Origin of the sequence: Robertmurraya beringensis, assembly GCF_042433785.1 — a bacterium.
GTDB lineage: Bacteria > Bacillota > Bacilli > Bacillales > Cytobacillaceae > Robertmurraya_A > Robertmurraya_A beringensis.
This window is the reverse complement of the sequence record NZ_JBHLUU010000114.1, coordinates 21170-45929: the sequence shown is the minus strand read 5'-3', so window position 1 is coordinate 45929 and position 24760 is coordinate 21170. Positions and strand designations below refer to the sequence as shown.

Annotated in this window: 23 protein-coding genes and 1 pseudogene; 1 reads left to right on the top strand and 23 read right to left on the bottom strand. The window is 37.4% G+C overall.

The features are described from left to right. Positions 1–98: 98 nt before the first annotated feature. The 10 genes from ACFFHF_RS17235 to ACFFHF_RS17190 all read right to left on the bottom strand — a co-directional run bounded on the left by ACFFHF_RS17235 (position 99) and on the right by ACFFHF_RS17190 (position 11351). A complete protein-coding gene (locus tag ACFFHF_RS17235) occupies positions 99–890 on the bottom strand; it encodes a hypothetical protein (RefSeq protein ID WP_377058693.1) in 792 nt (263 codons plus the stop codon). 163 nt (positions 891–1053) lie between these two features. Next, complete coding sequence (locus ACFFHF_RS17230; RefSeq protein WP_377058692.1) at positions 1054–2886, bottom strand: reverse transcriptase/maturase family protein; 1833 nt, start codon at positions 2884–2886, stop codon at positions 1054–1056. A gap of 600 nt (positions 2887–3486) precedes the next feature. Continuing rightward, the gene (locus ACFFHF_RS17225) at positions 3487–4407 is read right to left on the bottom strand and encodes a hypothetical protein (protein WP_377058691.1); all 921 of its coding nucleotides are present in this window, start codon (positions 4405–4407) and stop codon (positions 3487–3489) included. A gap of 18 nt (positions 4408–4425) precedes the next feature. After that, positions 4426–6267 carry a reverse transcriptase domain-containing protein gene (locus ACFFHF_RS17220; RefSeq protein ID WP_377058690.1) on the bottom strand — a complete coding sequence of 614 codons (1842 nt, stop codon included), beginning with the start codon at positions 6265–6267 and terminating at the stop codon, positions 4426–4428. A gap of 671 nt (positions 6268–6938) precedes the next feature. Continuing rightward, positions 6939–7940, bottom strand: a complete 1002-nt coding sequence (locus ACFFHF_RS17215; RefSeq protein WP_377058689.1) for a hypothetical protein — start codon at positions 7938–7940, stop codon at positions 6939–6941. Between the two features lie 167 nt (positions 7941–8107). After that, on the bottom strand, positions 8108–8284 hold the full coding sequence (locus ACFFHF_RS17210) for a hypothetical protein (protein ID WP_377058688.1): 177 nt from the start codon (positions 8282–8284) through the stop codon (positions 8108–8110). Positions 8285–8329: 45 nt separating this feature from the next. Beyond that, positions 8330–8524 carry a hypothetical protein gene (locus ACFFHF_RS17205; protein WP_377058687.1) on the bottom strand — a complete coding sequence of 65 codons (195 nt, stop codon included), beginning with the start codon at positions 8522–8524 and terminating at the stop codon, positions 8330–8332. 2 nt (positions 8525–8526) lie between these two features. Then, complete coding sequence (locus ACFFHF_RS17200) at positions 8527–8739, bottom strand: hypothetical protein (protein ID WP_377058686.1); 213 nt, start codon at positions 8737–8739, stop codon at positions 8527–8529. Between the two features lie 28 nt (positions 8740–8767). Further along, positions 8768–9655, bottom strand: a complete 888-nt coding sequence (locus ACFFHF_RS17195; RefSeq protein ID WP_377058685.1) for an ArdC-like ssDNA-binding domain-containing protein — start codon at positions 9653–9655, stop codon at positions 8768–8770. Between the two features lie 616 nt (positions 9656–10271). Then, the gene (locus ACFFHF_RS17190; protein WP_377058684.1) at positions 10272–11351 is read right to left on the bottom strand and encodes a DnaA N-terminal domain-containing protein; all 1080 of its coding nucleotides are present in this window, start codon (positions 11349–11351) and stop codon (positions 10272–10274) included. 476 nt (positions 11352–11827) lie between these two features. Between ACFFHF_RS17190 and ACFFHF_RS17185 the strand changes: the two genes are divergently transcribed. After that, positions 11828–12088 carry a helix-turn-helix transcriptional regulator gene (locus ACFFHF_RS17185; protein WP_377058683.1) on the top strand — a complete coding sequence of 87 codons (261 nt, stop codon included), beginning with the start codon at positions 11828–11830 and terminating at the stop codon, positions 12086–12088. 630 nt (positions 12089–12718) lie between these two features. On the opposite strand, the gene ACFFHF_RS17180 is transcribed toward ACFFHF_RS17185, so the two are convergent. The 13 genes and pseudogenes from ACFFHF_RS17180 to ACFFHF_RS17120 all read right to left on the bottom strand — a co-directional run bounded on the left by ACFFHF_RS17180 (position 12719) and on the right by ACFFHF_RS17120 (position 24732). Further along, positions 12719–14125: a DNA cytosine methyltransferase gene (locus ACFFHF_RS17180; RefSeq protein WP_377058682.1), complete on the bottom strand. Its 1407-nt coding sequence runs from the start codon at positions 14123–14125 to the stop codon at positions 12719–12721. 59 nt (positions 14126–14184) lie between these two features. Further along, entirely contained in the window at positions 14185–14367 is a 183-nt protein-coding gene (locus tag ACFFHF_RS17175; protein WP_377058681.1) for a hypothetical protein, read from the bottom strand. Beyond that, a complete protein-coding gene (locus ACFFHF_RS17170) occupies positions 14367–14873 on the bottom strand; it encodes a hypothetical protein (RefSeq protein ID WP_377058680.1) in 507 nt (168 codons plus the stop codon). Before ACFFHF_RS17170 ends, ACFFHF_RS17175 begins: the two co-directional genes overlap by 1 nt. Positions 14874–14885: 12 nt before the next feature. Beyond that, positions 14886–16739: an LPD1 domain-containing protein gene (locus ACFFHF_RS17165; protein WP_377058679.1), complete on the bottom strand. Its 1854-nt coding sequence runs from the start codon at positions 16737–16739 to the stop codon at positions 14886–14888. A 100-nt stretch (positions 16740–16839) separates the two neighbouring features. Further along, positions 16840–17145: a hypothetical protein gene (locus ACFFHF_RS17160; protein WP_377058678.1), complete on the bottom strand. Its 306-nt coding sequence runs from the start codon at positions 17143–17145 to the stop codon at positions 16840–16842. Further along, positions 17142–17489: a hypothetical protein gene (locus tag ACFFHF_RS17155; RefSeq protein WP_377058677.1), complete on the bottom strand. Its 348-nt coding sequence runs from the start codon at positions 17487–17489 to the stop codon at positions 17142–17144. Before ACFFHF_RS17155 ends, ACFFHF_RS17160 begins: the two co-directional genes overlap by 4 nt. A 12-nt stretch (positions 17490–17501) precedes the next feature. Continuing rightward, a complete protein-coding gene (locus ACFFHF_RS17150; RefSeq protein WP_377058676.1) occupies positions 17502–17966 on the bottom strand; it encodes a hypothetical protein in 465 nt (154 codons plus the stop codon). Positions 17967–18170: 204 nt separating this feature from the next. Continuing rightward, on the bottom strand, positions 18171–19970 hold the full coding sequence (gene ltrA, locus ACFFHF_RS17145; RefSeq protein ID WP_377058675.1) for a group II intron reverse transcriptase/maturase: 1800 nt from the start codon (positions 19968–19970) through the stop codon (positions 18171–18173). A gap of 710 nt (positions 19971–20680) precedes the next feature. Further along, positions 20681–20953: pseudogene (locus ACFFHF_RS17140) on the bottom strand (DUF6094 domain-containing protein); the annotation flags it as partial. A 98-nt stretch (positions 20954–21051) separates the two neighbouring features. Beyond that, positions 21052–22863 carry a group II intron reverse transcriptase/maturase gene (gene ltrA / locus ACFFHF_RS17135; protein ID WP_377058673.1) on the bottom strand — a complete coding sequence of 604 codons (1812 nt, stop codon included), beginning with the start codon at positions 22861–22863 and terminating at the stop codon, positions 21052–21054. A gap of 663 nt (positions 22864–23526) precedes the next feature. Beyond that, a complete protein-coding gene (locus ACFFHF_RS17130) occupies positions 23527–23823 on the bottom strand; it encodes a DUF6094 domain-containing protein (protein ID WP_377058672.1) in 297 nt (98 codons plus the stop codon). Beyond that, positions 23823–24131: a hypothetical protein gene (locus tag ACFFHF_RS17125; RefSeq protein WP_377058671.1), complete on the bottom strand. Its 309-nt coding sequence runs from the start codon at positions 24129–24131 to the stop codon at positions 23823–23825. Before ACFFHF_RS17125 ends, ACFFHF_RS17130 begins: the two co-directional genes overlap by 1 nt. Before the next feature lie 160 nt (positions 24132–24291). Then, on the bottom strand, positions 24292–24732 hold the full coding sequence (locus ACFFHF_RS17120) for a single-stranded DNA-binding protein (protein ID WP_377058670.1): 441 nt from the start codon (positions 24730–24732) through the stop codon (positions 24292–24294). Positions 24733–24760 lie beyond the last annotated feature (28 nt).

Below are 24760 nucleotides of genomic sequence, written 5' to 3'. Positions count from 1 at the left end.
TAACCCTCATGCAACCCAACAATCCGATTACTCAGAAAGCAGTTTCGGGCGGGAACACCTTTAATGACTAAGGTGACTTCTTATTGAAGCACTATTAATTAGCAACTTCTTGTCGCACAGTCTAGTCCAACTTCAACAAGAGCCTGCGACACAATACAAACATCGTATCCTTCTTTCTCAATTTTCTGTTTTAGCCATTCACTACGCTTATTGGTTTTTACGGTAGATGTATCTAAGATACAAACCTTTGCACCAAGTTGCTCTAGAACCTGTTTTAAACGAGGACGAACATCTCTGCCCTCAACACTGGAACCAGTATCCCTTACATAAACAATGCTCTTTCTGCCTTCTTCCAACTCACTTTTAATAATTTCCTGTAGCTTTTTCTCTTTGTTTAAGAGATGGTCTGTAGGAAATTCTTCAGGAGACCAAATTAAATCTCTGTGACCAGATTCTGTTTTAATTGAGAATGCTGGGAAGGAGAAAGGATTATCAGGATAGGCAATTCCATTCTGAGTAAGAGGCATGTACAGCTTATAGCCATCGTCCCGACTATTAATGGCATGCTCGAAAGTATTAACCATATTTCTGTAGTGTGGCTTTAACTCTTCATCCAAATCTACAAGAATAGTTGGTACATTCACGAGCTCCACTGGATCTGGCCAAACATCAACTAATCTAACAAGTACGGAATTTTGCACAAGAAACTTAGAGAAAACATAAGGAGAAATCCCTGGCATGACTTTCTCTGTCTTTCTTGTTACACCGCCTCTAGACTGTTTGTTACTGTATTCACCAGTATCATCTGAACCATAAATGGTCGTCTCTATGTTCCCGAAATTTTCATTCCATTTTCTTACCTCTGTGTACGCGAATCCATTCTCAACCATTAGGTGAGGGAATAATCTCCATAGAGTGTAATAGACATCTTCCGCAACGGGATAAGAAGGCGGTGCCTTGCCATATTACTATGGTAGGTTTCCACCAACTCTCCCCCAGAACCGTACTTGCAAGTCTCCAAGCATACGGCTCACTATTATCCACCCAGTTTAATTACAATTGTCCTTTGTGTAATTTCATATGACAGTCGTTTCCGTGTCCTCTAGCACATAAAGCTAATTGTCTTCGGTTACGAGCGATCATAATCATTTCCCACTTTTGAAGATTTTTCTTCTTTTTGAGGTCTTTTAACTTCCGGACATGATGCATCTCTAAATCGACATCTGTTGCTCCGCAGTATTCACATATGCGAGCTTTCATTCTGTCAATTAGGCTTGTGATACCACTGTACATCCAACCATTAGGCAGATTATCCACTTTGAAATCTTTATTTACTTTTTCTGCTCTTGTAAACGAGTTAATTAAAGTTTTAGATTTCATTCCTTTTTTCGTTTCATATTGAACAGTAAACACTCCATTAACACTAAATCTATCTATGACTTTTGTAACCGATATTTTATATTTACTAGCAAACGTTTTATACATACTGTATTCCATGATGTATGCCATTTTATTAAGCACACTCACGTTATTTGCTATTTTGTAATATTCGTAGAATCCTCGTAATTCAGCATCATAGATGCTAATAATTTCAAGGTCGTCATTATTGATAAGTTCAGGTCTATGAATCATTTTCCAATCGTTATCGTTTATTCTTAGAATGTTCCTATCAAGAAGTTTATTTACCCATTTTTCCTTCGGAACATAAAGTTTAACCTTACCGTTATTTTGCCTTTGGAGTTTGCCATCTTTATTTCTTGTTGGTTGTGTACTGTAACTTGTTACAATATCAAAACCTAGAAATCTAGCTTTCTCCTTATGAGCATGAGTGATAAGGGTCTTCTCTACAGATAGTTCAAGTTTTAGCTTATTAGCTAAGAATGCTTTAATATCCTGTTTGATTTTTAGTGCATCTCCCTTGCCGCCAATTACACCGATAAGAAAATCATCAGCATAACGAACATAATTGATTCTTCGGAAGTCAGGATCAAACGGGTCAGTCGCATTCATCTCATTACGTTTCTTAATGAGTGCCTTGTAAACTCTGGTGTGTTCCCTTTTCTCAGAAGTGGACATTAAAGCCCATTCTTCATCTGATTTCTTCATTTTCGTTAGTTGCCATTCTAACGCTCTGTATTCATGTGTCCGTTTTCGCTTCTTACCTTTATTGAATTCTTCAGCATATTGTTCCATATACTTATCCAATTCATGAAGATAGATATTTGCTAATAATGGACTGATAACGCCACCTTGAGGTGTGCCGCTGAAAGTCTTGTGGTAGACCCAATCCTCTAGGTATCCTGCTTTGAGGAATTTCCAGATAAGTCGAATGAACTTTTCATCTTTTATCCTTTTCCTAAGAAGGTTGATTAAAGTGTGATGGTCAATGTTGTCAAAGAATCCTTTGATGTCTCCTTCAACAAACCACTTAACTCCAGTGAATGTTTTTTGTATTTTGTCTAAAGCAGTTTGGCAACTAAGTTTAGGTCTAAAACCATGTGAAGAATCACGGAAAATAGGCTCGTATAACCCTTCTAAGATTCTACGTGCTACTTCTTGAACTAACTTATCATCCATTGAAGGAATTCCTAGAGGTCTTTGACCTGTTGGCTTCTTTGGGATGTATTCCCTTCTTGAAGGTCTTGGTTGGTAACTTTCATCTTTTAACTGTTCAATAATTTTACGAATTCGGTCGATGCTCATACCATCAATGGTTTTTCCGTCCGTTCCCTCTGTCATATTACCTTCCTTTTTGGCTAACTTTGCATAAGCTTCTAGGAAGAACTCTTCATTATACAGATTTCGATATATACGTTCGAAAACGTAATTCTCATCTCTCTTGGACATTTCAACTAGGTTGTCCATAACTACTTTTGGGATCCTCAAAGTGTCTCCACACCTTCCTGATTTTGTTCTGGACTAGATAACTTGGTCCCTTCGCCATGTACTAGGCTTTCCCTAGCTCGGACTACTACGGACTCTCTGTTGCCATATTGGATATTCAGACACCTAAAGTGCCATAGCCTTTACAGGCATCCCAACTTAGGCAATCCCCATTTAGTACATTTAGTAACATAGGCTTGAACCAGTGTCGGATGCGACTTTCGCCATTTACCATTTACTATGGTTGGAAGACCACTGAGGCATAACTTTATAAACGGAAAAGCTATTTATAAAGCAGTAATTATCTAACGGCAAGGCTATTAGATAATATTTGGTCAATAGACGTTAATAGAAGTCTTCCGTCTATGTCTTCGCTAGGACTCCTTTGGCTATCGTTCACGCAGTTTAGCATTCATCCTCGTCTGTTTCGGTTTCATCTTGCCATTCAGTTGCACCATGACAACTTGGTGACTTATGGCTTTTCACCTAATATGCTGTGTTCCCCGTTATTGGTTTCCCTCACGAGTAAATTAGTAGATGATAGGAGACAATCGATGCCTCTACACTCCTACGACTTGCCTAAAGTCGAATTACTAAATGCCCTTATGGGCGCACTTTTCCACCGAAGAGCGTCCCAGTCCCGCCAATGACTTTCTTAGAAACAGCGGCGATACTGCCCAATGAATTTCCCTGGGCACTCAGACCAGCCTTAAGCTGATGGATTTCATCAACCACTGTAATATCAAAGAACCATCGCATCTTACGGCGAATGTATTCGACTGTCGCAATTCTTCTTGGGTTCCCTTGTTGCTTAGGAACTTCCGGTTGTGACAGCTGAATCTGCTCTACTAGTTTATGATTTTTATCTTTCAAGGCATGGCTCACATTTTTTTCATGCTTCAGCCAACCGTTAATAGATTCATAACGAGTAGGAACTTTTTTCGTCCATAAGCTTTCTCCACATTCAGAACAAAATGCATTTGCAGGATTCTTAGAGTTTTGTAGTCTTCTTGACTCTCCGAATTCATGCTCTTGCATCGTCCGTTTCACTTGGTTTTCTACTTCATTCCCGTCTTCGTCAATCGTGGTTTCTTTTGATTCAACGACTTGGTGGGCTTTGCCACAACAAGGACAATAGTATCCATCGCGATACGGAAGTTCTTTCTCTTCCTCTTGAACCTTGGTTTTTCTATATTCGTAATGCACCGCTGGAACCGTTGCACAATCACCACGCATCGTTGTAAACGAAATAACAAAGAACGTCGGTTTTTGTGGTTTTGGTCTGCCTGCGTTTGTCCAGTTTCGATGGAAAGTAATCAATTGATCCGTTCTTTCAATCACATGAACATCTGCATAAGGAATAATTTCCAAGATTTCTTCGGGCCACTTTTTGGTTAAACTAGGAGGGCACATAAATGTTGATAGGTAAGGATAGTCGGTTGTTTTAAACAACTTGTTAATCTCTATTACAGAGCCAACTTCCTTTTCCCCCAACCCTAACCGTACGGGCGCATTTCTACGCATACGGCTATCCAACTAATGTTATTTATTACAAATCATTACTCCATGTACCTGTTCAATAAGAAAATTAGCTCTCTTAATATATTTCTTACTCTGTTTACACAAGGATAGTAACTGAATGTAGTTCTTGCTGTGTAAAATGCGATGTTCATCAGCCGTTAAAATAACTAAGTTATTAAATGCATCTGAACCGCCTTTACTCTTTGGTAAAACATGATGACAATGATAATTAGCAACATCAACTTTTTCTCCTGTTAGATATCCTACTCCATGTAAACTACTATATAAGCTAACTCGATAGTTTCTGTATCTCATACTATAACTACCAATGTAGTTACTAGTGTTCACTAGGTATGCAATTTCATTAAGCGATACCCCAGGTTTGTGTGCTTTTTCCCCATAGTCATACGGGTTTGTCCTGTTGACTTTCTGTCTAAGGTGACCAATTAGTGTTTTATCCCAGTTAGCCCATCCTAGTTCAAGAACGGGAGTTCTAGCAATGACCCACCAACCATTTCTACCCCATGTTTTATATCCTTGCATATCTATCCATTTTCTCTGAGCATTATTATGTTTTTCCTCTTCCGACTTTTTAGTGTCAGTGAACTTTGCGATACATTTCATAACGTGTCGAAATAATCTGTTAATCCGCCAATGGATTTTGCTGAATGATATGCTAAAATTTGTCATTCCTTTGAAGTAGTTATGTGTTCCACGGACAAAGGCATTCCAATTTAGAACATTTTGCAGCTTTGGATATTTTCTTAATTCTCTCAATCTACGTTTTGCTTCAGAAACAATCTTAGCCATTCGTTTCTTATCAAGTTGCTGTGATGATGTTCTATGCTTTTTGCTGTAGTAGAATTCATACCCAAGATATCTAAAAGTTTCACCCTTCGATATGTCAATAATTGAGCTTTTCTCATGATTAACAGTTAACTTGAGCCCTATTTCTAACTTTCTGGCTAGAGCATGATACCATCTTTTAGCATGTTCTAAGGAAGGGCATAAAATAAGCATATCGTCTGCATACCGAACGTGAACACCACGTTTAAGATTGGTTTTTTTGAAGTTTTGACCTTTATTGTCCACATTGTGAAACTTCTTCACACTTTTATCATGCCAATTTTCATACTGTTCTCTTACCCAAATGTCTGTCCGATGTAAGTAAATATTACTTAGTAAAGGACCTAGTATACTACCTTGAGGAGCACCAGTATCAGTGTGATAAAACATATCTTCCTCAATATAGCCACAACGGATAAGTCGGAATATATAATTCAATATATATTTATCCTTAATCCCTCCTGCATAGAGTTCTCTACGCATGATTTTAGGGTCGAGAGTTCCGAAGTAGTCTTTCAGATCAATATTGACAATGAAATGGTGCTTTGCAGTTCCATTGGTGAAAAATTTGACTTTTGCTAGGGCATTATGTGTACTAACTTGCTCTCTAAAACCATAGCTGCTTGGGACAAATTGATTTTCAAATATTGGTTCTAGTACAAGTTTTATACACATCTGCGTTAGTTTATCCCAGATACTTCCGATTCCCAGTGGACGTTTTGAACCGTTCTCTTTAGAGATATAAGTTCTTCGTACGGGATTGACGATTTTATTAATAATGCGTTCTCTGACAATCTCGCATAAATCGAGAGTGTTCAAATTTGCATCATTGATTGTGTCAATGTTGGTACCATCAGCACCAAGAGAGTATTTCCCACTTGATTCACTTAGCTTTCTAAAAGCTAGATTCACATTTCCCTCTGAAATACACTCACTTAGTAGGTCAATAGGTATTTCTTTTTGATAATCTATAAATCTCTGCTTCATATCTACATAATAGATATTATTTAAAGCCATTGGCGTATTCACCGTCCTTCCGTATGAATAGTCACTTGCGTCTAGGATGGCGAATTATTAATTATTTTCTCTCATTGTATAAATACATTAGTCTAAGGGACTTCCCTCCATGAGATTCTTAGTCTCACTTCTTTGGTACTATTCCCCCTCTGTTACCCTCATTACGTTTAGGTTTCTTAGCTTTCGGAGTTACCCTGTTATGCTAGTCCTCCCTAAAATCAACCTTATTACTAAGGGGTAGGGCAATCCTCGCTTCCGTTTAATTAGTGTTACCTGTATACTTAGGTGCTCTCTTTGTTCCGGCAGTTATGCTTTCGCAGATTGGTTTCACACCAATTCTCTGAACTCCCATTAGTTCATCCTCAATACCTACCATGTCATATAGGGTCAAGTTAACTGCTTATTACGGCATATTTAATGCATTTCAAAATTTAAAATACTTCTAAACTTAGCCATCTTCGTAACGAAACGTACATACGAGAGTAAACGATTATTCACCATATATACCCAAGCCCGCAGTTTCCTGCGACTTCACCCTTGCTCATCACAAGAACATTACTGTCTTGCAAACGGGAGTCTCAGCCTCTCTCTGTAAATAGCTTATTATCGGGAGCTATCCAGGAGCTAATTAAACAGCACTCTTTCGATAGGTTATTAGATACATAACCTCTCTACTCAATTACGAGCGCACGACAAGCGAAATATCCCTTCTTGTTGGACATCGCTGCTAACACATCTGGGATGGCTGTCATCATCGTGGATTTGCCCGTGCTCATCTCTCCTTGTATTAACGCCACTTTCTGCTTCTTTAACACCTTTGCAATCGCAGTACTCACATGAGCTTGTACAGGGAATAGTTCACGTTTGTATGTTGAAATTTGTGGATGAACAGGATCTACAATTGGGTTGTGAATCGGTGTTACCCTATCTGAAACCTTTTTGACCATATCGTCCATAAATTTCGTCATATACGTACCTAAATCTTCAATGGATTCCACTGAAGCACCAGTACCCGCTTTAGGAAACTTAAGCATTCCCTTTTTCATCATGTCAGAGATAATGTCGTCTGCTTCCTGTTCCGCATTCTCTTCGCTGAATTTCAGTTTGTAGATAGAAAGTCCATTCGGGAATAATGATGGGTCAAAATAAAAATTCAACTCTTCAATACATCCACGTCTCACAAACTCATCAAGAATGATGTTTTTCCATTCAGGTAAGATATTAAGGCCGAATTTTCCTCCACCTAACAAATTTCTAAGGTCCTCAGCTGGGTCGCCTTCAAAAGAAAGGATATAATCCCCATTTCCTAATAGATCATCATGTACAATGGCAACTGCTTTCCGATTGCTGTTAATGGTCATCTTGAACGATTCATACTTGCCTTTATCACTATACATACGGAACTGAGAGACAAATTTATAATCCGTTAGTTGCTTTTCTCCATGCCCAAATGAAATGCCTGAACTACCAATATCAACAGATGCTTTCATTGCTTGTAGGGTAGAATCACTCCCAGCAATAATGGTCATCAGAAGTTTAGCTGATTGCCATTCTTTCTCGGGTTCTTCTACCGCTAGTGCATAACAGAAAGCATTCTGCCAAGCTTGATCTAAGTAAAGCTCTAACATTTTTGGGTTTTCATTTGTTTCCTCAATTTGATTCCAATTAATCATTCTGGCTCCCCTCTCAAAAATAGATAAAGGAGCCGAATGGCGTTCCTTTATCTACTATGAGGTAAGGGATACACCTCCCTATTCAATTTGCAATTTGTTATATCTCCAAGCTTTAAAAAAACTGCTTGATCAGTGAGTTACTGTTTTCTCGTACCATCCAACAAGAGTTACAAAAGTGCTTCTGACGCATCTTTTCTTGTAATGAATAAGTCATCGTTTTTGTTGTTTTTCCACATTACAGTTAGGTCAATTAGTGTTGTTTTATAAACAAAACCAATAACTTCCCCATCCTTAACGACTTCATATCCTTGGTTATAACCGTCATTATTTTTAATGAATTTCATTATTTACATCTCCTTAATGTACAGTAGGTGTCTACCAACTGTCCGTCATGATGCCAGTTGCTTTTCAATGTTCGCAATTGCTCGATCAAGAGCAGCGCCAATGCTGTCTCGAATAGAAGTTCGAATACTGAATGGAAGGACCACTGCACAATATTGACCTGCATATTGACCTTCCTCAATACAATAAATGGTTATTGGGACATTTTTATATGTCGCTTGCGATACTTCATTCATTTTCATGATTACAACACCCCATCTAAATATTCTTTAAACGCTTTTATGACTTCTTGCTTAGCTTTTTCTATGCTATCTGCATAGCCAATTGTTAGGTTATGGATGACTCCGTTGGTCATATGAACACGGAACCAATTGCCAATAGACGATGTAGAAACATGCTCGACGTAAAATTTATGTCCAGCATATTCTTCAAGGTGACTTGTTATTAGATCACTCACCTTTGAAGCACTTCCTTTCTGTGCGATTCTAAGCGGTTTGTTGTAGATGTTCTTCCTGGCTTTCCATCAAGGCTCTAAACTCGTTAATAATTTTTCCTGAGATATCAGATATCTGGGATCCGTATTTTACGAGTGAGTCATCATCATTCTTTTTCCATGACTTAACGTAACGGAAAGAATAATCAGATGTATCGAGACCAAAGAACGAACAAACAACAAATGCAGAACCTTCAGCAACCACTTCTTTTTCACTAGAAGAGGAGGTCGTGTCATATCTATGGACTCTTGAATGTACTAGTTCGTGTACAAGTGTTTTACAACGGTGATTAATACTAAGCGTGTCGCTAACAACGATTTCGTGAGTATATGGACGATAATATCCATTAGCCCCATCTGCATCTCCGTAAGTGACAGGACAATCATCCCCTAGTGCAATTGTTTCAGCGCATTTGATAATCTCTCGTGCTTCTGGACAATCACCTTCAAGCTTGATATGTACCTTATCGATCGGAAGTGAGTCACCTTCTGTTTGCTCATAAGCAAATACAGGAACGGTGCCGAAACCGATTAGCTGATAATCCTCTGAGGAACTTCCATTGTCATCTTTTTTCTCAACCTTCTTGAAGTTGGGTTTGAAGATGTTAATGGCCTTTGCTCCCTTTTTTACTTTGCGACCTAACTCATTCCAGTGCTTAAATGATGCAATAAAACTAGCATTGGGATATTGAGCTTTAGCCACCATAAGGTTCCTGAATGAGTAATTAGGCATAAGTGCTTTCATTTCGAGAAGAGCTTTGTAATCTTCTGGAGAATACGTAAAGTTCTTCACCCCTTCATCTAGAATCGACACAAGTTTTTCTACTCTTTCTTCCATACTTGGTCCATCATACTTCTTCCACTTACCACTCTTTTTCATGTAATGCTGCCCCTAACTTAAAGTTTTTTATATATAAAAAAGAGAACAGGAAAAATCCCATTCTCTTTGAACACACCACCATCAAATTGGCTAAATAAACGCAAAAAAGCCCTTGAGTCTCTGAAATGAATAGCAAAAAGTACATAGTACAAGCTTGCTATTAGTCCATCAACCCAAAGGCTGTAATATCTAAAGTAAATTCCCGCTAATCCAAATGAAAGGATTGCAAACAAATAAAAAAATAAAAAAGAAATATAGGCTTATTATACTTGTAATGACTTCATTCGACAAGTGGATAGATTGTTTAAGAATAATGCGAAGATGAAGTGGCTATAATATATATTATTATTTAAAATCTTATTCCCCTTTGTATTTATTCTGGTTAAAAGATTTTTAAGGTGAGGTTAAAATTCTTTTAACCTATCATCTACCTTAAAATATTTTTAACCTATTACCTATCCTGAAAACGCATTGTTTAATAGGTTAAAATTTTATTAACCTATACCTTACGAAATTATTAACCTAGTTTATAAATCTTTTAATCTAGCTTTAAATGATTTTATCCTCCCTTAAAGACCTTATAACCTCTTTTGAAAAAATTTAAAATACCTCTGTTTTATACAGAGGTACTAAAGGATTTATATTCAATTTTTTCAATGTCAGGATCATATTCCGTCAAGGCTTCCTTAATAAGTTCATCATACTTTTGCTGTAAATAATCTCTAGCAAACTCGTTTGGAGCAATAATATGAACCGAGTGTTCGATATTGTTTACTTGTAGTTGTACGTCTTTGAAAAAGGTTTCAAAAGAAGGTTTAGAGATCTTCTGCATGACGTAATGATTTAAATGTTTTAAGATCATCGTTTCCGATTTATCCATTGCTACTTGAATGGTAGGTGTTTTTTCTAATGTGGCAGCTGCTTCATTTCTCGAAGCCTTAATAAGCTCACCATATTTCTGCCATTGTTTATATATTTCTTCAAAATCAATCTTGTTTTCAATAGATACTTTTTCGTTATTCTTAATCATGCTTTCAACGTACTTTTCATGTTCCTTCCGGAGTCTTTCCGGTAATCCCTTTTGCTCTTTTTTGAGAGCCTTTTTAATATGTCCTGGAGCATCATCCGGAATTTCTATATCAGGATTACCGTAAATAAGTGCCTCTGTTAGCAAGGGTACTTTCTTTCTAACTTTAAAGATCGGTCCTTCTTCTACTCCCTCTCTTGAACGGTTGTACACTCCGAATTTGTATGAAAAACCGTATCTTTCCAATATCTCTAAGTAATTATGAATAGTAGGTCGAGACTTATCCATTTTTAAGCTGATTAGTTCAAAGTTCGGATAACAGAAATCCTTAGAACCATAAGCAAAACGCTTCAAATGACCGTATAGTGCTAGTCCCTCCGCGTTTAGGTAGTAAGACCAAAAATCAAACAAATAGTTATTAAAGATGGTTAATTCCCCATCTATGTAAGGAATATTTTCACCATAAGAGTCCAGTGAGAATTTTCGTACTTCATCCTCACTATAGATCACTTTATCTTGTTCAGGAACCCAATAAGTACGTGTTAATAAGTTTTCTTCTTTTTCCTCTTTTACAAGTTTCAGCCTGGGGGATAGATTACCATTATCAATCAATCTAAAGTATTCTAGTTTGTCCTTCTTCCCTTTTAAATTGAGATACTCCTCTTCCATCACTGTCTCCTCCGATTCTCCCGACCAGCTTTAATAACATGTGTTGTCGAAGGTTTCCTACTTGTAAATTATCGTACTCATGATAAAATAAATACATAATAATTAGTAAGAAATCCTACCTTTAGAATTTTCAACATCTGTCAGCGGCCAAACTGTTTTAGATGTTTGAAAACGAGCGGGTGGGTTTTTTTGTGTCTTTTTTCTCATTTTAATTTGAATAGTATTTTTAATATCGGTAGACTAATAAAAAAAATTTACTAATCTAATATAATTTCTCGAAAAAGAAATGGCCGAAAATACATTAAAAAAACCCTAGACAAAATAAACCGTATACGTGTACGGCAATTGTCTAGGGTTCTTCCCTTTGATATTCGAAAAAATTCTATACATCTATTAAACCATGATTTATAGTAAATATTATATAGGGATATTTACCCATAATATATCCATTAAAAAGAAAAGAAGGAAAGATTAGTATGATTAATACGTTAGGTAATTGTCTGAGACAAGCTAGATTAGCTAAGAATCTTACACAAAAACAAGTTGCTGATGCCATTGGTATGTCGGTTGACTCTATTCGATATTATGAAAGAGATGAAGTCCAACCAAAAAGAGAAACGATAGAAAAGTTATTGAAGCTCTATAACTACCCTTGCGTACTGCTTACAAACAATGAAAATTATATTAATATCAGCTGTTCTTTTCCTTTTTGTACTGAACATACTTGTACATATTAATGACATTCTTACATACAATTCTATGACATTTTTAATTAAAAACAGTGACAAATTATATTAAAATTCCTTTAAGGACGGATCCTTTTAGACTTTATTGTTATTGCTATAGTGTTAAAAATAAATCCAAACACCAATACAACATATAGAAAGCTTGGCAACTTAAAAATAAAGATTATCATTGAAAGAACTATACAAAATATAAATAGTTCGATGTAAGCGAAGTTTCTAGTTGTTCTTATTTTCATAATAGATCTCCTTTTGCTTATGTATATAAATATATTAAACCATGATTATTATCGAATCCCCAGTATATCTTGGTAACAATGCCCACAAACAAATATAACTTGTGGTTCATTTTCTTTACTTTTATCATAAACAGGTCTTTTGTTGATAGGATCAACAGGTTCGTACACCTCGGATTTAGGTACCTCATCTCCACAACTTTGACAATATCTAGGTTTGTCAGTCATTCCATTACGTCCGCCTTTCAAAATGTTTGTTCTTACGACAATTATACTAGATTTCAACATACCATCAATTTCAACATACCATCAATTTCAACCCTAAACTTTAACATAACCTAAATAAAAAAGACCAAAAGTGAGAGTAAGCCCCACCTTTGGTCTTTGATTAAGTCAATAATAATTCAAGTTGTCCCCCGTTGTTAATACTATAACTCGTCTTGATCTTTTTGACATTTTCAGTAGCAACGGTTTTTACCTTCATGAACGTATAGGCAATTCGATTTGCAATTGCTTTTATAACACGTCCGTCGACGGATTGCCCCAACATTTCTACTTTTCTTATCTTTTGGATATTATCAGTGAATGTAAAGGTTTCTGGGATGTCTAGAATGCGTTTAATTTCGTTAAGTGATAAAAACCTAAACCACTTCTTATCTTCGCTTAAAACGTGACTATTAGACGCGCATTGAGAGGTATATCTCTTGGGAATGCAAGAAATTCGTTCAACGTTCTTATCCACGAAAGTTAACTCTAAACTACGTTCTTTCCAGGCTGCACGGCTATTAAATGATGCCATGAATTTTTCAATACTCTTCCATTCATGCGCTACATTCCCTCTGTCTAGAAAGTCTTTTAGTTTCTTTCTTCTCCCCTTTGGTGGAGTCGGAAATTGAAAATGAAGGAATCTTTCTTCACTCCTAAAAGCTACTGCATACGTCCTCTTTCTCATGGCTATACTTCCAAAATCCCATGCTTCAATATCTTTTTGAGCCCAATAAGGATATTCTTCTTGTAGTAAGCTCTTCAAACTATCCCAAGCATTGCTTCGGAAGAAGGAAGGTACATTTTCGAAAAAGAGTACCTCTGCTTTTGAAGATTGAAGAATCTTTGAAGTAGCAAGTACTAAATCATCCATAATGCCTGATTCCAATCCACCTAAAACTGAGAATTCATTGCATGGCAAGGTGACAAATGCCATGTCCACTTCGGCCACGTCCATACAATCACGAAGATCCCCATTGAAGACCATAGAATTAGGAAAATTATGTAGTAACACTTCAGTACTATCATCTTCTAATTCTATCTCCTGTATAGGTGTAAAATAATTTGTTGATTCAAGAATTGAAGTGCCTACACCAGCTCCCGCACATAAACTGAGAAAACGTATCCGCTGGTCTTTCGGAGTGGGAATCGTATTATTCTCAAACAACTTATATTCAAGTGTTTTGATTACGACTCTACCCTTTTTGCCTTTTCTAAAGACATTCATTTCAACCTTTTGATTAATGTCTAAAAATGAGTAACGTTCCCCAGCAGTATCGATTAGAGGTCTTTCTTGCTGACTCAATTTACTTTTTCTTGAGGACACATGGACCGTATGAATATCATTTTCTCCATCAAAGGGGAAGTTTTGAAGGATAATCTCTTCCTTTTCTTCCAAAATCTTAATGTGAATCTCACCTTTTGGTTCAAACCCTGCAGCCTCGCAAATCAAATGCTGAAGGAATAATCTCGGCCTTTCAGGCTTTCCTTTTTTCGATACACTATATACTTTTTTTAGCTTTAAATTCATCGTTTTTTCCTCCTAATGATAAAGAGGACTTCCATTGGAAATCCTCTCTAATTTGCCTTTTATAGTTTGCTATATTCATCTTCCATTGCTGTATCTCCCAACACGTTACTGTTAAAGATTACTAGCAAAGCTTCTGACTTTGAATGCTTTCTCATGAGTAGGTCTTCATATACAAACGATAGGTAACGATCCTTATCGACAAACCGTTTCATCTTCTCTTCGTCATAAAATAGCTTAGCCATTATAAGTCCCCCATCGCTAAGTAAGGATCTACCTTAGAGATTGTGTGAGAATCCAGCTGCTCTTTACTAGAAGATTCATGACAAGGTAAATGCCATGCTTCAATACCGGAACGTGGATGTTCAACAGGGATAAAGGGGATGTTCTCCCACTCGTTTATCATATGCTGAGTGAGATCATATCCCGACTTCCATGTTTTGTCTCCTGGTACCATATCAATTCCTCGTTCTTTTGCTTTTAGGATACGGAAGTCAATCCAGTTCATCAACTGACCTTGATAGACTTTCTTGTTATAATCGATCGAATCCTCAAAGCACCATAGAGAACGTTGAACCTCTTTTAGACTATCCCAGCTATCATTTATGACCTGACCATAACCGTCATATTCGCCTTGAATACTCTCTATTACCTCACCATGTCGGATATGTTTCAGAACCACTTGTTGGCCCTTAAATCCGTTGTATTTGAGTCCTTGATTACAACCTACACATAGATATGAATACGTCATACTCTTTTCCCCCTATTTTAAAATTTCAATATCACGTAGATACTTGAAAATTAAATCGAATTTATCATTTATGGCTGTTCTCTCTTCTCCCATAGGAAAAGCAACGTTATCCGTCCTAGTTCCTGCAACAAGATAATCGCTTCTTCTTCCGCTTGCTACAAGCTTATCTTGGATATAGGATTCAAAGGCTCTAGCGGTAAGCTCCACATTGGAACTCCAATACTTATCTACCTTCCCCTTATCTAATGAGATGGAAGCTTGATAGTAGTTGGACTTATCCGTTGGATATGGAATTCTCTCCACGCGCTCACCGGTTTGTTGCTCATGAAACCAAGCCAAGGCTTGAGCAAACTTCTTTATATTTCTCTCGAAAGCTTTTTTCGCTTTTTCGATTCTTTGATCAGCATGGATACTAATACGTGAATAGAATTGAATATCTGACTCTAGCTGGGCTTTAGCCGATTCAACCTTTTCATTCATAGCAGCCAATAAATCTCCGTTGTGACGACGGTAACAAGACTTAAACTCGGTACCTCTCCAAAAGGTTTTATCGTCATTCGTATTCTCAAAGTAAGCTACGCTTTTCCCTTTCTTAATCACTTCGATTAATTCTGCGAACAGAATAGGAACTAAAGGATCAATATGTGAACCTAAAGTATCTGGGTTTGAAGCATAGTCTAACTTTCCATATTTACCGTTATGGCTTATGCGGTATAGGTAACAGTCATACCCGTGCCAAAATTCATGGGCGAAGATACCCAAACAACCACGTTGTTTTGTCATGTTAATGACATTAGAATATGGTTCATAGTGTGCAAGGGCAGAACCGCCTCTTCCTCTAGCTCCGAAGGCCATCGCAAGCGTTCCATCAAGAGATATAAATGAATAATCTACCTCGAGTAATTCAGCAAGATCCATCATCGCTTCTGATGAACGAAGAAGATGTTCAGTAGCTTTAGAATCATCCACATAATGGCCGAACTCAACCCCACGAAAGCCAAAGAATTGTACTAAATCTTCTGGCTTTTCTACAGTACTTTGAGCACCACCGATACGGTCTGGACGTTCAGGTAATGTTCGCTCCCAAACAGCCTTTCTCTTCCCTGAAGACTTCTTCTCTTTTTTGCCTAATAGATCATCCCACGACTCAACCTTAAGAGCATTCCTAATCGTACTACTGTAGCTTGTTTGGCTTTTGAAAAGATTACAGAACTTCTTTCCTAAACTGCTTAACCCTAGACGGTTGGACCGATCAATACCTCTCATAACGACCTTGCAGTTCTCTAACCGATTGACAACTATTTCGTAGTCCTTTGACCCTTTTTCTAGTTCATTCTGCATGTTTAACAGTTCATCAATTCTCTTCTCATAAAAAGAGCGGTTTCCACCTTCGTTACGAATGATAGAAGAAACGTCGGAAATAAATGAATACAACTCTTCCATTTCTTTAATCATTTCAAAGCGGTGAAGCACAAATTGCGCTGCCTTCATATATTGCTCACGACTTTCTTTTGAATCACCCATTGGAGTAGCATCTACTCGTTGGATGATCAATTGTTTTGCACGAGCTACAGAAGGCTTTGTACAATTCTCTTTCTCTTTTTCCAAAGAAAAGCTTTTAAATAGTTCAGATTTTGTTATAATTTGAGCAGCAAGGACAGAGCTAATATTTTCAATCTCTTCTAAAGCAGAAAAAGTTTGATTATCCTCGAATCCCTTTCTTAGTGCCGCTAAGTCTTTACGTGCCAATCCGATCTTCTCTCCCACATCGTACGAAACCTTCTTATTGATTTGTTGCTCCGAACGTATATCTAATACCGCTACATTACTCTCTTCAACGTTAAATAAAGACATTTGATTTTCCATGAATGAACCTCCAATAATGTTTTAAAGTAAAAAAAGAGGCATGAAGATAAATTCTTCAAAACCTCTTTTATATGCCACAAGACCTTTACAGTCTCTTTTTTTAAACCATACTCAGCATAACAGGCTTAATACCTGAATCTGATTGTACGAGCTGATACCCACCTGAAAATATATACTTTCCGTAACAGTTATGGAATGTATACCCCTCTTCCACATAAAAAGAAAGACTTTCAATTGCTTCTCGAGTCGAATCCTCATAGGATAAAATGCGTTCGTCTAAGAAGTTGAATTCTCTTAGCCAAAGACGAGCTACCACCTGGTATTCGTCCACACATCTACCAGTAGGAGTCTGATAATACCCAAATTCATAATTTCCGTAGGAACAGACCCTAATATAATGACTCACATTGATTCCCCCATGTGTTTGCAAGTATAGGACTGGTCCTTAACCATACTGTAAGCACTCATGAAGAGATCGTTAAGCATACCAAGTGTTAATTCTTCCGGTAGTATGGAGTAGGAAAAATCACTTCTAAACTCGTATTGCCACATCTCATTAAAGGCTGATTGGTTATACTCTATCCAAAACTCTTGCGGTTCCTCGAAGTCCCCCCCGATAAATTGGATGTAAAACTTACCTGCATCTATTTTGATACCTGTAATTTCATTAGAGAAACCATGAACTTCAATGAAGTACCATTCCCCTTCGTGCATAAGAGATACCGTAATGTTTGATTCTACTAGTTTCATATCTTTCTCCTCCTAGACCAGCTTCATGATTACACCGTTCGGCGTGATTACCTTAACGGACACTTCCCGGCGAGTTTTGATCTTCGTTATGACGGATACACTGCCACTTTCATTGACTTTGCGTTCGGTTGAAGGAATTTTCTTCACGATCTCAAGTCCCTGAACTAAGTGGTAGTTGTCTCCCTCTCCTATTTCTCCGTTTACCGCTCCACTAGCTAATAAGAGTGCTAATTGACCAGAATTTAAAGGTAAAATAGGATTTCCCCCGATTTCTAATTGTCTCGGCTTGGAACGGTTCATAAAGGCTTGGAATCCCTTGCTTTGACGAATACTATCCACGTAATCGCATTTATTCGCTAACTTGGTATAGAAGGTTTTTAACTCCTCTACACCTGTAGGTACATTCCATTTCTTACCCGCTGTAACAAAACGATCAATCGGAGTGACTTTCTCTAGGACAAATTCATCGGATTCCATATGAGTAAGAAAATCAAAAAGCTTTTGATTAAACTCTTTATGTTTTCCTGACTTCTTGTTCCCAATGAATGACGATAGGTAAGTCTTCGGATAGTTGTGATTAAACTTCCTCCGTAAACAGACATTACAGCCTGACCTTTTCCCCCGTCCCACACCGTACGTGATAGTTTCCCATCATACGGCGTTCCATCTACCTCAGTTATCCTAACAGATAGGTTCTAGGTGACACTTCTCACGGTAATTGTTAACTTTCTCTATTGCTTGACTTTTTAGGTTAAGCAATTTTAGATATTTGTTTATTGTCTCAGAGTTTGTAGCATGAATTAATTTGTGAGCGAATTTGTCTATGATTCGCAGATTTTTGAAATCATCTGTTCCTCCTAGACTAATAGGTACATAGTGATGACAGTGGACATGTTCTGCTGGTAGAAAGTTACCAGTTATCTCACATCTGCCGCTTTTCATGCTGTACCTGCTAATTCGGTTGTCAAAGTATTCAATGCTTCTATTAGGTATGTTAGATTTCATAAGTTTCCTTATTTCAATCAAAACATTCCCCTTTAGTTCCATATGGATATACTGCCTTCCTTGTTCGGTGAATGGTGTTAAATATTGTGAAAATCCTAATGGAGTTTCAAATTTAACATCCATCAACGGGTATAGGTATACATCTCCGAATCTATAAGTCTTAATGGAACATTTATAGAATTTCTTGTATGAAGGAGGTGCATTTATAGGGTATCCATATTTACTTACTCTATTGAGACGATTGTATAGGGCTCTGCTTAATTGAAAGGCGATATTCGCAAATTGTATATTTACGAGTGTTGCACGCTTACTGTAATTATGGATACCAAGTACCCAGCTGTTATAAAGAAGTGCATTTTGGGGTGTAGGATTCTTTTGCAGCTGTTTGATTAGTCTGCGTCCTTTCACCTTATGCTGTTCCTTCTTTTTAGCGGTAATTCCAGTTCGTGCAACATATTTTCTGCCTTTTGTTTCAGCTTTTAATGTAAAGCCAAGAAATTCGGACTTGTTTTTACGTAAGTTGACCACTTTTGATTTTTCGGGTGAAATGTCGAGTTTTAGGCGGTCTTTTAGATAGAGTCTCACGGCATGATACCACTTGTTGGCAGTTTTCCAATCTCTACATAGGATTTTAAAATCGTCAGCATACCTAACGATATAACCTTCTTTGAGTTTTGTTTTTTTGATGGCTCGGTATTTGTTGCTTGGATTATCATATCCGGTTCGAGTTTTGAAGTTTTCCCATTGTCCATATACCCATTGGTCTAAGTCGTTAAGTACCACGTTGGATAGTAATGGTGATAAGATACCGCCTTGTGGAGTACCTTTAGTTGGAATGCCTTCCCCATCAATTTCAGCCTTAAGCATCTTGCTAATTATTCGTAGGACTATTCTATCTTTTATCCCTATATTCCATAGCTGTTTAAGTAGTAGGGTATGATTGACGTTATCGAAGAATCCCTTAACATCAATATCTACTACATAGTGGAGTTTCGTCAGGTTAATTAAAGAACTAACTCTAGCTAGGGCTTGATGTGTAGACCTTAGCGGACGAAAACCATATGAGTGATTGTAGAATTTAGCTTCACAAATAGGTTCAAGAACCTGTTTGAATGCTTGTTGTATAATTCTGTCACTCATGCTTAGAATTCCTAGAGGTCTTACGCTACCGTTTGGCTTAGGTATAAAAACTCTCCTAACTTTCATTGGCTGGTAATTAGAAAGACGTTTCTTAATAAAGGAAACTAGTCCTTCTTCCGAGAGGTTCTGAAAATCTTTGATAGTCCTTCCATCTACTCCCGGTGTTTTTGAGCCCTTGTTAGTTTTGATTGTGCGATAAGCAAGTAGAATGTTTTCTCTTGATGTGATGATGTCGTAAAGACGTTCAAAAGATTTACCTTCCTTGCTACCTCTGTATAACTCGTCGAAAGTTTCGGTCATACCGTAATATGACCAGTACCGTAATTGTGTTTGCATAGTGGATCACTCCTTTCTCGGAATGATTTCCCATGTTCATACCTGATCCTTGCAATAAGCCTCTTAGAATATCTGTTTAACTTTTGGTAGACTCAGGGCTATTCCTCCATTTCCATTACAGAAACTTCAACGGTAGTGCCCTTACTCTCACAAAGGTAAATGCATTTCGGCAAATGGAGCCTTATAGCAACCACAGGAATGACAGTCCCCTTTTGATGTGTCCTTTGCTTTCCCAGTTCCTCTGATTCTATCTGTGCATATGTCCTTAGGTGGTTCCTTTGAGCCTGTGAATTTACATCACCATAGATTGATGTACGAATTTCATAGCATCTACTTTTACTTTTCGATAATTCACCTGATATTCATATCAGCAATACCGTTAGATATTGACCAGTTCTAGACCCGTACATTCGGAACTTCGTCAGACTATATTTTGTTGGTCATTCTCACCATAGACATTTTATAGACACCCAGCCTATAGGTTACATCCTTTACCTCTAAAGGACTTTCGTGTGACAAGATTGTCATTACGGTAACTTTCAACTGACTTTACCTAGCTTCATACATCTATTCCTGTCCTAATAAACGCATGTAGGAGTATCAGTGAGGTCGTTTCAGAAATCATGGTTTCCTCATTCCAACCTTCGAATCAGAAGTTAGATTTACAAATGAGTAAATCCAAGTGATTTCGCCATTTTAGGCTTAGTCACTTAACAGGTCACACAGATACACTGGCGATAATCATCGTAATCCTCATCAGAGAAACGCATCATACCAACATTATAAAAATGTGTGGCCAGGAATCGAGCAATCTTCTTATCCGCAAATCTATAAGAAGGAATAACATACATCATTAATCCTTTTTCTTTGAGATAGCGGGTATTTCGGTATAACTCGGTCCATTCTTTACGTTCTGCTGAATCGTCGTCCATGCCTTTCATCGTTAAATCATACGGTGGGTTAAGATAAAGGAAAGAGACAGCATCATTCTGATAGCGATAGGTAAGGCTTTGAAGTTATCTCCGCCTTTTCCCCCGCTCCACACCGTACGTGAACCTTTCAGCTCATACGGCGTTCCATCTTAGAATGTAATATTAATAGGTTCTAGCTTACAAACCTTTCGATATTTATTAACCTTAATAAGCTGTTCTTCATTAAGTTTCAGCTTATTAAGGTATTTGAGTATCGTGTCCTTATTAGTAGCATGTACTAGCTTATGAACATCCCTGTAAATGATTCTTAGATTATTGAAAGAATCATCCCCACCCAACTTGATAGGTTTATAGTGATGACAATGTACTTCTTCAGCTATTAGGAAAGTTTTTGTTATCTCACATAAACCATTTTTCATGGAGTATCGAGAGATGCGATTATCCATGTATTCAACAGAACGACCTATAATGTTTGCATTCATAAGTTTTATGAGTTCTGCTGTGATGTTTGGTTTTAGCTTTGTGAAGATAAGTTCCCTTCCTTCTTCCGTATATGGAGTCAGGTTTTGACTGAAGTTAAGATTCGTTGAAGTAGATATATCCTTGATCGGATATAGATTTACATCACGAATTGTCCAAGTTTTTACACTGTTTTTACCATAGAACTTTTCATAAGTCGGGCCGGGTTTGTGTGGTTTATCAAACTTACCTATCTTACCAAGCCTCTTTTTCATCAACCGATGTAGTTTATGAGATATTTCTGCGAAATCAAGATATACATGTGTTGCATACTTGAAGTAATTATGAACACCAAGGACAAAAGAGTTCCATATCATGATATTTTTAGTTGTCGGAGATTTTCGGATTTGCTTAATAATGTTTCTCGCTCTCCTATGAATCTCTTTCTTCTTCTTATCCCTAATATGGCTAAATGCTACTCTTTTTGTTCCTTTAACCTCGGCTTTAATCGTAAATCCTAAGAATTCCGTTGATTTCTTTCTTAGGTTAACAACTTTTGATTTTTCTGGGGATATATCCAGACCTAATCTATCTTTTAGATATTGTTTTACTGCATGAAACCATTTGAGTGCGGTTTTACTATCCTTGCAAAAGATTTTGAAGTCATCTGCATATCTAACAATATAACCTTCTTTAAGATTAGTTTGTTTGAGAGCAAATATTTTATCCCCTTGTCTTTTGTAATTAAATTTAGATGGGAAACCTTCCCACTGTGAGTAAACCCACTTATCTAGATCATGAAGAACAATATTTGATAGTAAGGGGGAGAGAATACCGCCTTGGGGTGTACCCTTCGTTGGAATTCCTTCACCCTCTATAGGTGCTTTGAGCATTTTACCTATAATGGCTAGTACCCTTTTATCCTTAATCCCCATATTCCAAAGTTGCTGGATTAATCGCTTGTGATTGACATTATCAAAGAAACCTTTGATATCAATATCTACAACAAAATGATAGTTACCCATGTTTATTAGTGAGTCACATCTTGATTTTGCATGATGTGTACTTCTTAGCGATCTAAATCCATAAGAGTGATTATAGAATTTAGCTTCAGCAATAGGTTCTAAGATTTGCTTTATCATCTGCTGTATTAGTCTATCAATCATAGACGGTATGCCAAGTGGTCTTAAATCTCCATTGGGTTTAGGAATGAATACTCTTCTCACAGCTTTGGGCTTGTAGTTGAAAAGTCTTTTCCTAACCTTTTTGATAAATTCATCTTTGGGTAGATTCTTATAAGAATCTATTGTGAATCCATCAATACCCGGAGTTTTTGAACCAGTATTCGACTTAATTCTCCTGTATGCAAGCAGGATATTTTTCTCGCTGATAATCAGTTCATAAAGGTCTTTGAACGATTTACCATGTTTACTATCCTCATAAAGTTGAGAAAAGGTTTCTGTTTGTTCATAGTACTCCCAATATCGTAAAGTAGTTTGCATTGTGGCAACACCTGCTTTCTTTCGATGTTCTACCCACATTCCTACTCGATAGATGCAATTCAGCTTGATTATTAACACTTACATTGCTAAGACTTGGGCCTATCCCTCCACTATGTTTCCATAGCTTCAACGGTACTGTGACCCTACTTTCACAACAGTTAACACATTTCGGATTAACATCCTTATAGCGACCTTCCCAGTGGTGACTGTTTTGGATAGAAGTCTGTTGCTTACAACGTTCCTGTTTAACTAGCTATACATGTTTACTTTTAGGTGCTTGCTCTGAGCCTGTGGGATGGAATCCGTCATAGTTCGGAATATCGGGGTTCCTAGTCATCTGGGTACTAACCGACACCCACACTGCGTATTAGCAGCACTCCGAGTTGGAGTTAAGCATCTAGACTCGTTCATTCGCAAGTTCGTCAGTCTATCTTTAGACATTCTCACCATGAGTAATTTGTAGCCTCCCGACCTATCTCATACGATTTCATATGGTTCAGCCGACTTTACCTAGCTTCATACATATCTATTTCACCGTAGACACGCATGTAGGAGCTTAGAGAGGAAGTTTCAGCTCAACATGACGGCTTTCATTCCTTCCTTCGTTAAACAAGTTGTAACTATTTTATTATCAAAATAGTCCCTCCATTTCCTCCATAGGAGTTATAGGAGAACGTTTCGCACGATCACCATGCTCTCAATAGGAGCATTGATAAGGTGAGTTAAAATGGTTTCTGCTTTCTCGGCTCTGGCTTTATCTAATTCCACTCCGTAAGTACTGATTCTACAATCCTCAGTTTGGAAAGGGGTTGCTAGCTGATTCAGGATTTCTCCTTCTCCGCAAGTTGGGTCCAGCCAAACTCCGCTTCCCTCTACTTCTAGTAATTGAGTTAAGTATTCTCCTTGTTTCATAGGGGTTGCAAAGAACCCAGCACGGATCTTATTTCCTACATGACTCATTAACATAATCCTCCTAGAATATTAGTTTTTGTATCGGCCCACGTGCGATAGCCACCATTCTCATAAAAATCCTGGTATGGATCCCGAAAGGTGTCTAACATGCTTATAAGCTCCATAAATATCTCTTTTGAAATCTTTTCCTTTTTAAAGAAGTTTTTTAGGTGTGTCAGAGCAACAACCTTAAACATCTGGTCCTCATCCTTATAAGCACAGTAAATCGTGATATAAGCGAGGTAAGGAAGGTATTCCTTTGCTTTTTGTAAGAAAGGCTCAACCGCTTCTTTATTCTTGTAACAATGCGGCAGCATATCTTTGATTCCTCCTTAAACAAAAAAAGAGCAAGAAACGAATGTCCTTTGCTCCCTCTTGCATATGCAATTTTTTAACGTTTCTCTTGGTTGAAATTTGATTAAATAAAAAACGTTCACTCTGTAAAAGAATGAACGTTTCTTGAATTTCAGCCAACCTTTATCTCATCCAATCCGGAATACCAGGATCATCAACTTCTTGAGCTCCTGTAAATGGACCTTGATTATTAAATGGTGGCTCTTCATAAGAATTATCACCGTTTGATGGATTAGAATTGCTATTAGAAGAAGTTTTACGATTATCAAGGAATTCAACATCATTGGCGATAATCTCCAAAGTATATTGTCTCTTTCCATCCTTTTCATAAAAACCAGTTCTAATCTCTGCATCAACTAAAACTAAGCTACCCTTAGTTAAATACTTAGCACAATTCTCAGCTAACTTATTGAATGTTTTAATTTGTGGAAAGTCAACATCGCGTTCACCTTGTTGGTTCGTATATTTACGATTCACAGCAATGGTAAAAACACCGACTTTATTCTCTTCTCCACGAATTTCTACATCCTTAGTTAAACGACCAGTTAACGTTAATCTATTCATTTGCATTTTCCTCTTTTCCAGTTTTATT

Excerpts from the sequence above, each read along its gene's own strand:
- ACFFHF_RS17235 (WP_377058693.1), bottom strand. The coding sequence starts at position 890 with ATGGTTGAGAATGGATTCGCGTACACAGAGGTAAGAAAATGGAATGAA.
- ACFFHF_RS17225 (WP_377058691.1), bottom strand. The coding sequence starts at position 4,407 with ATGCGTAGAAATGCGCCCGTACGGTTAGGGTTGGGGGAAAAGGAAGTT.
- ACFFHF_RS17220 (WP_377058690.1), bottom strand. The coding sequence starts at position 6,267 with ATGGCTTTAAATAATATCTATTATGTAGATATGAAGCAGAGATTTATA.
- ACFFHF_RS17215 (WP_377058689.1), bottom strand. The coding sequence starts at position 7,940 with ATGATTAATTGGAATCAAATTGAGGAAACAAATGAAAACCCAAAAATG.
- ACFFHF_RS17210 (WP_377058688.1), bottom strand. The coding sequence starts at position 8,284 with ATGAAATTCATTAAAAATAATGACGGTTATAACCAAGGATATGAAGTC.
- ACFFHF_RS17205 (WP_377058687.1), bottom strand. The coding sequence starts at position 8,524 with ATGAAAATGAATGAAGTATCGCAAGCGACATATAAAAATGTCCCAATA.
- ACFFHF_RS17195 (WP_377058685.1), bottom strand. The coding sequence starts at position 9,655 with ATGAAAAAGAGTGGTAAGTGGAAGAAGTATGATGGACCAAGTATGGAA.
- ACFFHF_RS17190 (WP_377058684.1), bottom strand. The coding sequence starts at position 11,351 with ATGGAAGAGGAGTATCTCAATTTAAAAGGGAAGAAGGACAAACTAGAA.
- ACFFHF_RS17185 (WP_377058683.1), top strand. The coding sequence starts at position 11,828 with ATGATTAATACGTTAGGTAATTGTCTGAGACAAGCTAGATTAGCTAAG.
- ACFFHF_RS17180 (WP_377058682.1), bottom strand. The coding sequence starts at position 14,125 with ATGAATTTAAAGCTAAAAAAAGTATATAGTGTATCGAAAAAAGGAAAG.
- ACFFHF_RS17175 (WP_377058681.1), bottom strand. The coding sequence starts at position 14,367 with ATGGCTAAGCTATTTTATGACGAAGAGAAGATGAAACGGTTTGTCGAT.
- ACFFHF_RS17170 (WP_377058680.1), bottom strand. The coding sequence starts at position 14,873 with ATGACGTATTCATATCTATGTGTAGGTTGTAATCAAGGACTCAAATAC.
- ACFFHF_RS17165 (WP_377058679.1), bottom strand. The coding sequence starts at position 16,739 with ATGGAAAATCAAATGTCTTTATTTAACGTTGAAGAGAGTAATGTAGCG.
- ACFFHF_RS17155 (WP_377058677.1), bottom strand. The coding sequence starts at position 17,489 with ATGAAACTAGTAGAATCAAACATTACGGTATCTCTTATGCACGAAGGG.
- ACFFHF_RS17150 (WP_377058676.1), bottom strand. The coding sequence starts at position 17,966 with ATGGAATCCGATGAATTTGTCCTAGAGAAAGTCACTCCGATTGATCGT.
- ltrA (WP_377058675.1), bottom strand. The coding sequence starts at position 19,970 with ATGCAAACACAATTACGGTACTGGTCATATTACGGTATGACCGAAACT.
- ltrA (WP_377058673.1), bottom strand. The coding sequence starts at position 22,863 with ATGCAAACTACTTTACGATATTGGGAGTACTATGAACAAACAGAAACC.
- ACFFHF_RS17130 (WP_377058672.1), bottom strand. The coding sequence starts at position 23,823 with ATGAGTCATGTAGGAAATAAGATCCGTGCTGGGTTCTTTGCAACCCCT.
- ACFFHF_RS17125 (WP_377058671.1), bottom strand. The coding sequence starts at position 24,131 with ATGCTGCCGCATTGTTACAAGAATAAAGAAGCGGTTGAGCCTTTCTTA.
- ACFFHF_RS17120 (WP_377058670.1), bottom strand. The coding sequence starts at position 24,732 with ATGAATAGATTAACGTTAACTGGTCGTTTAACTAAGGATGTAGAAATT.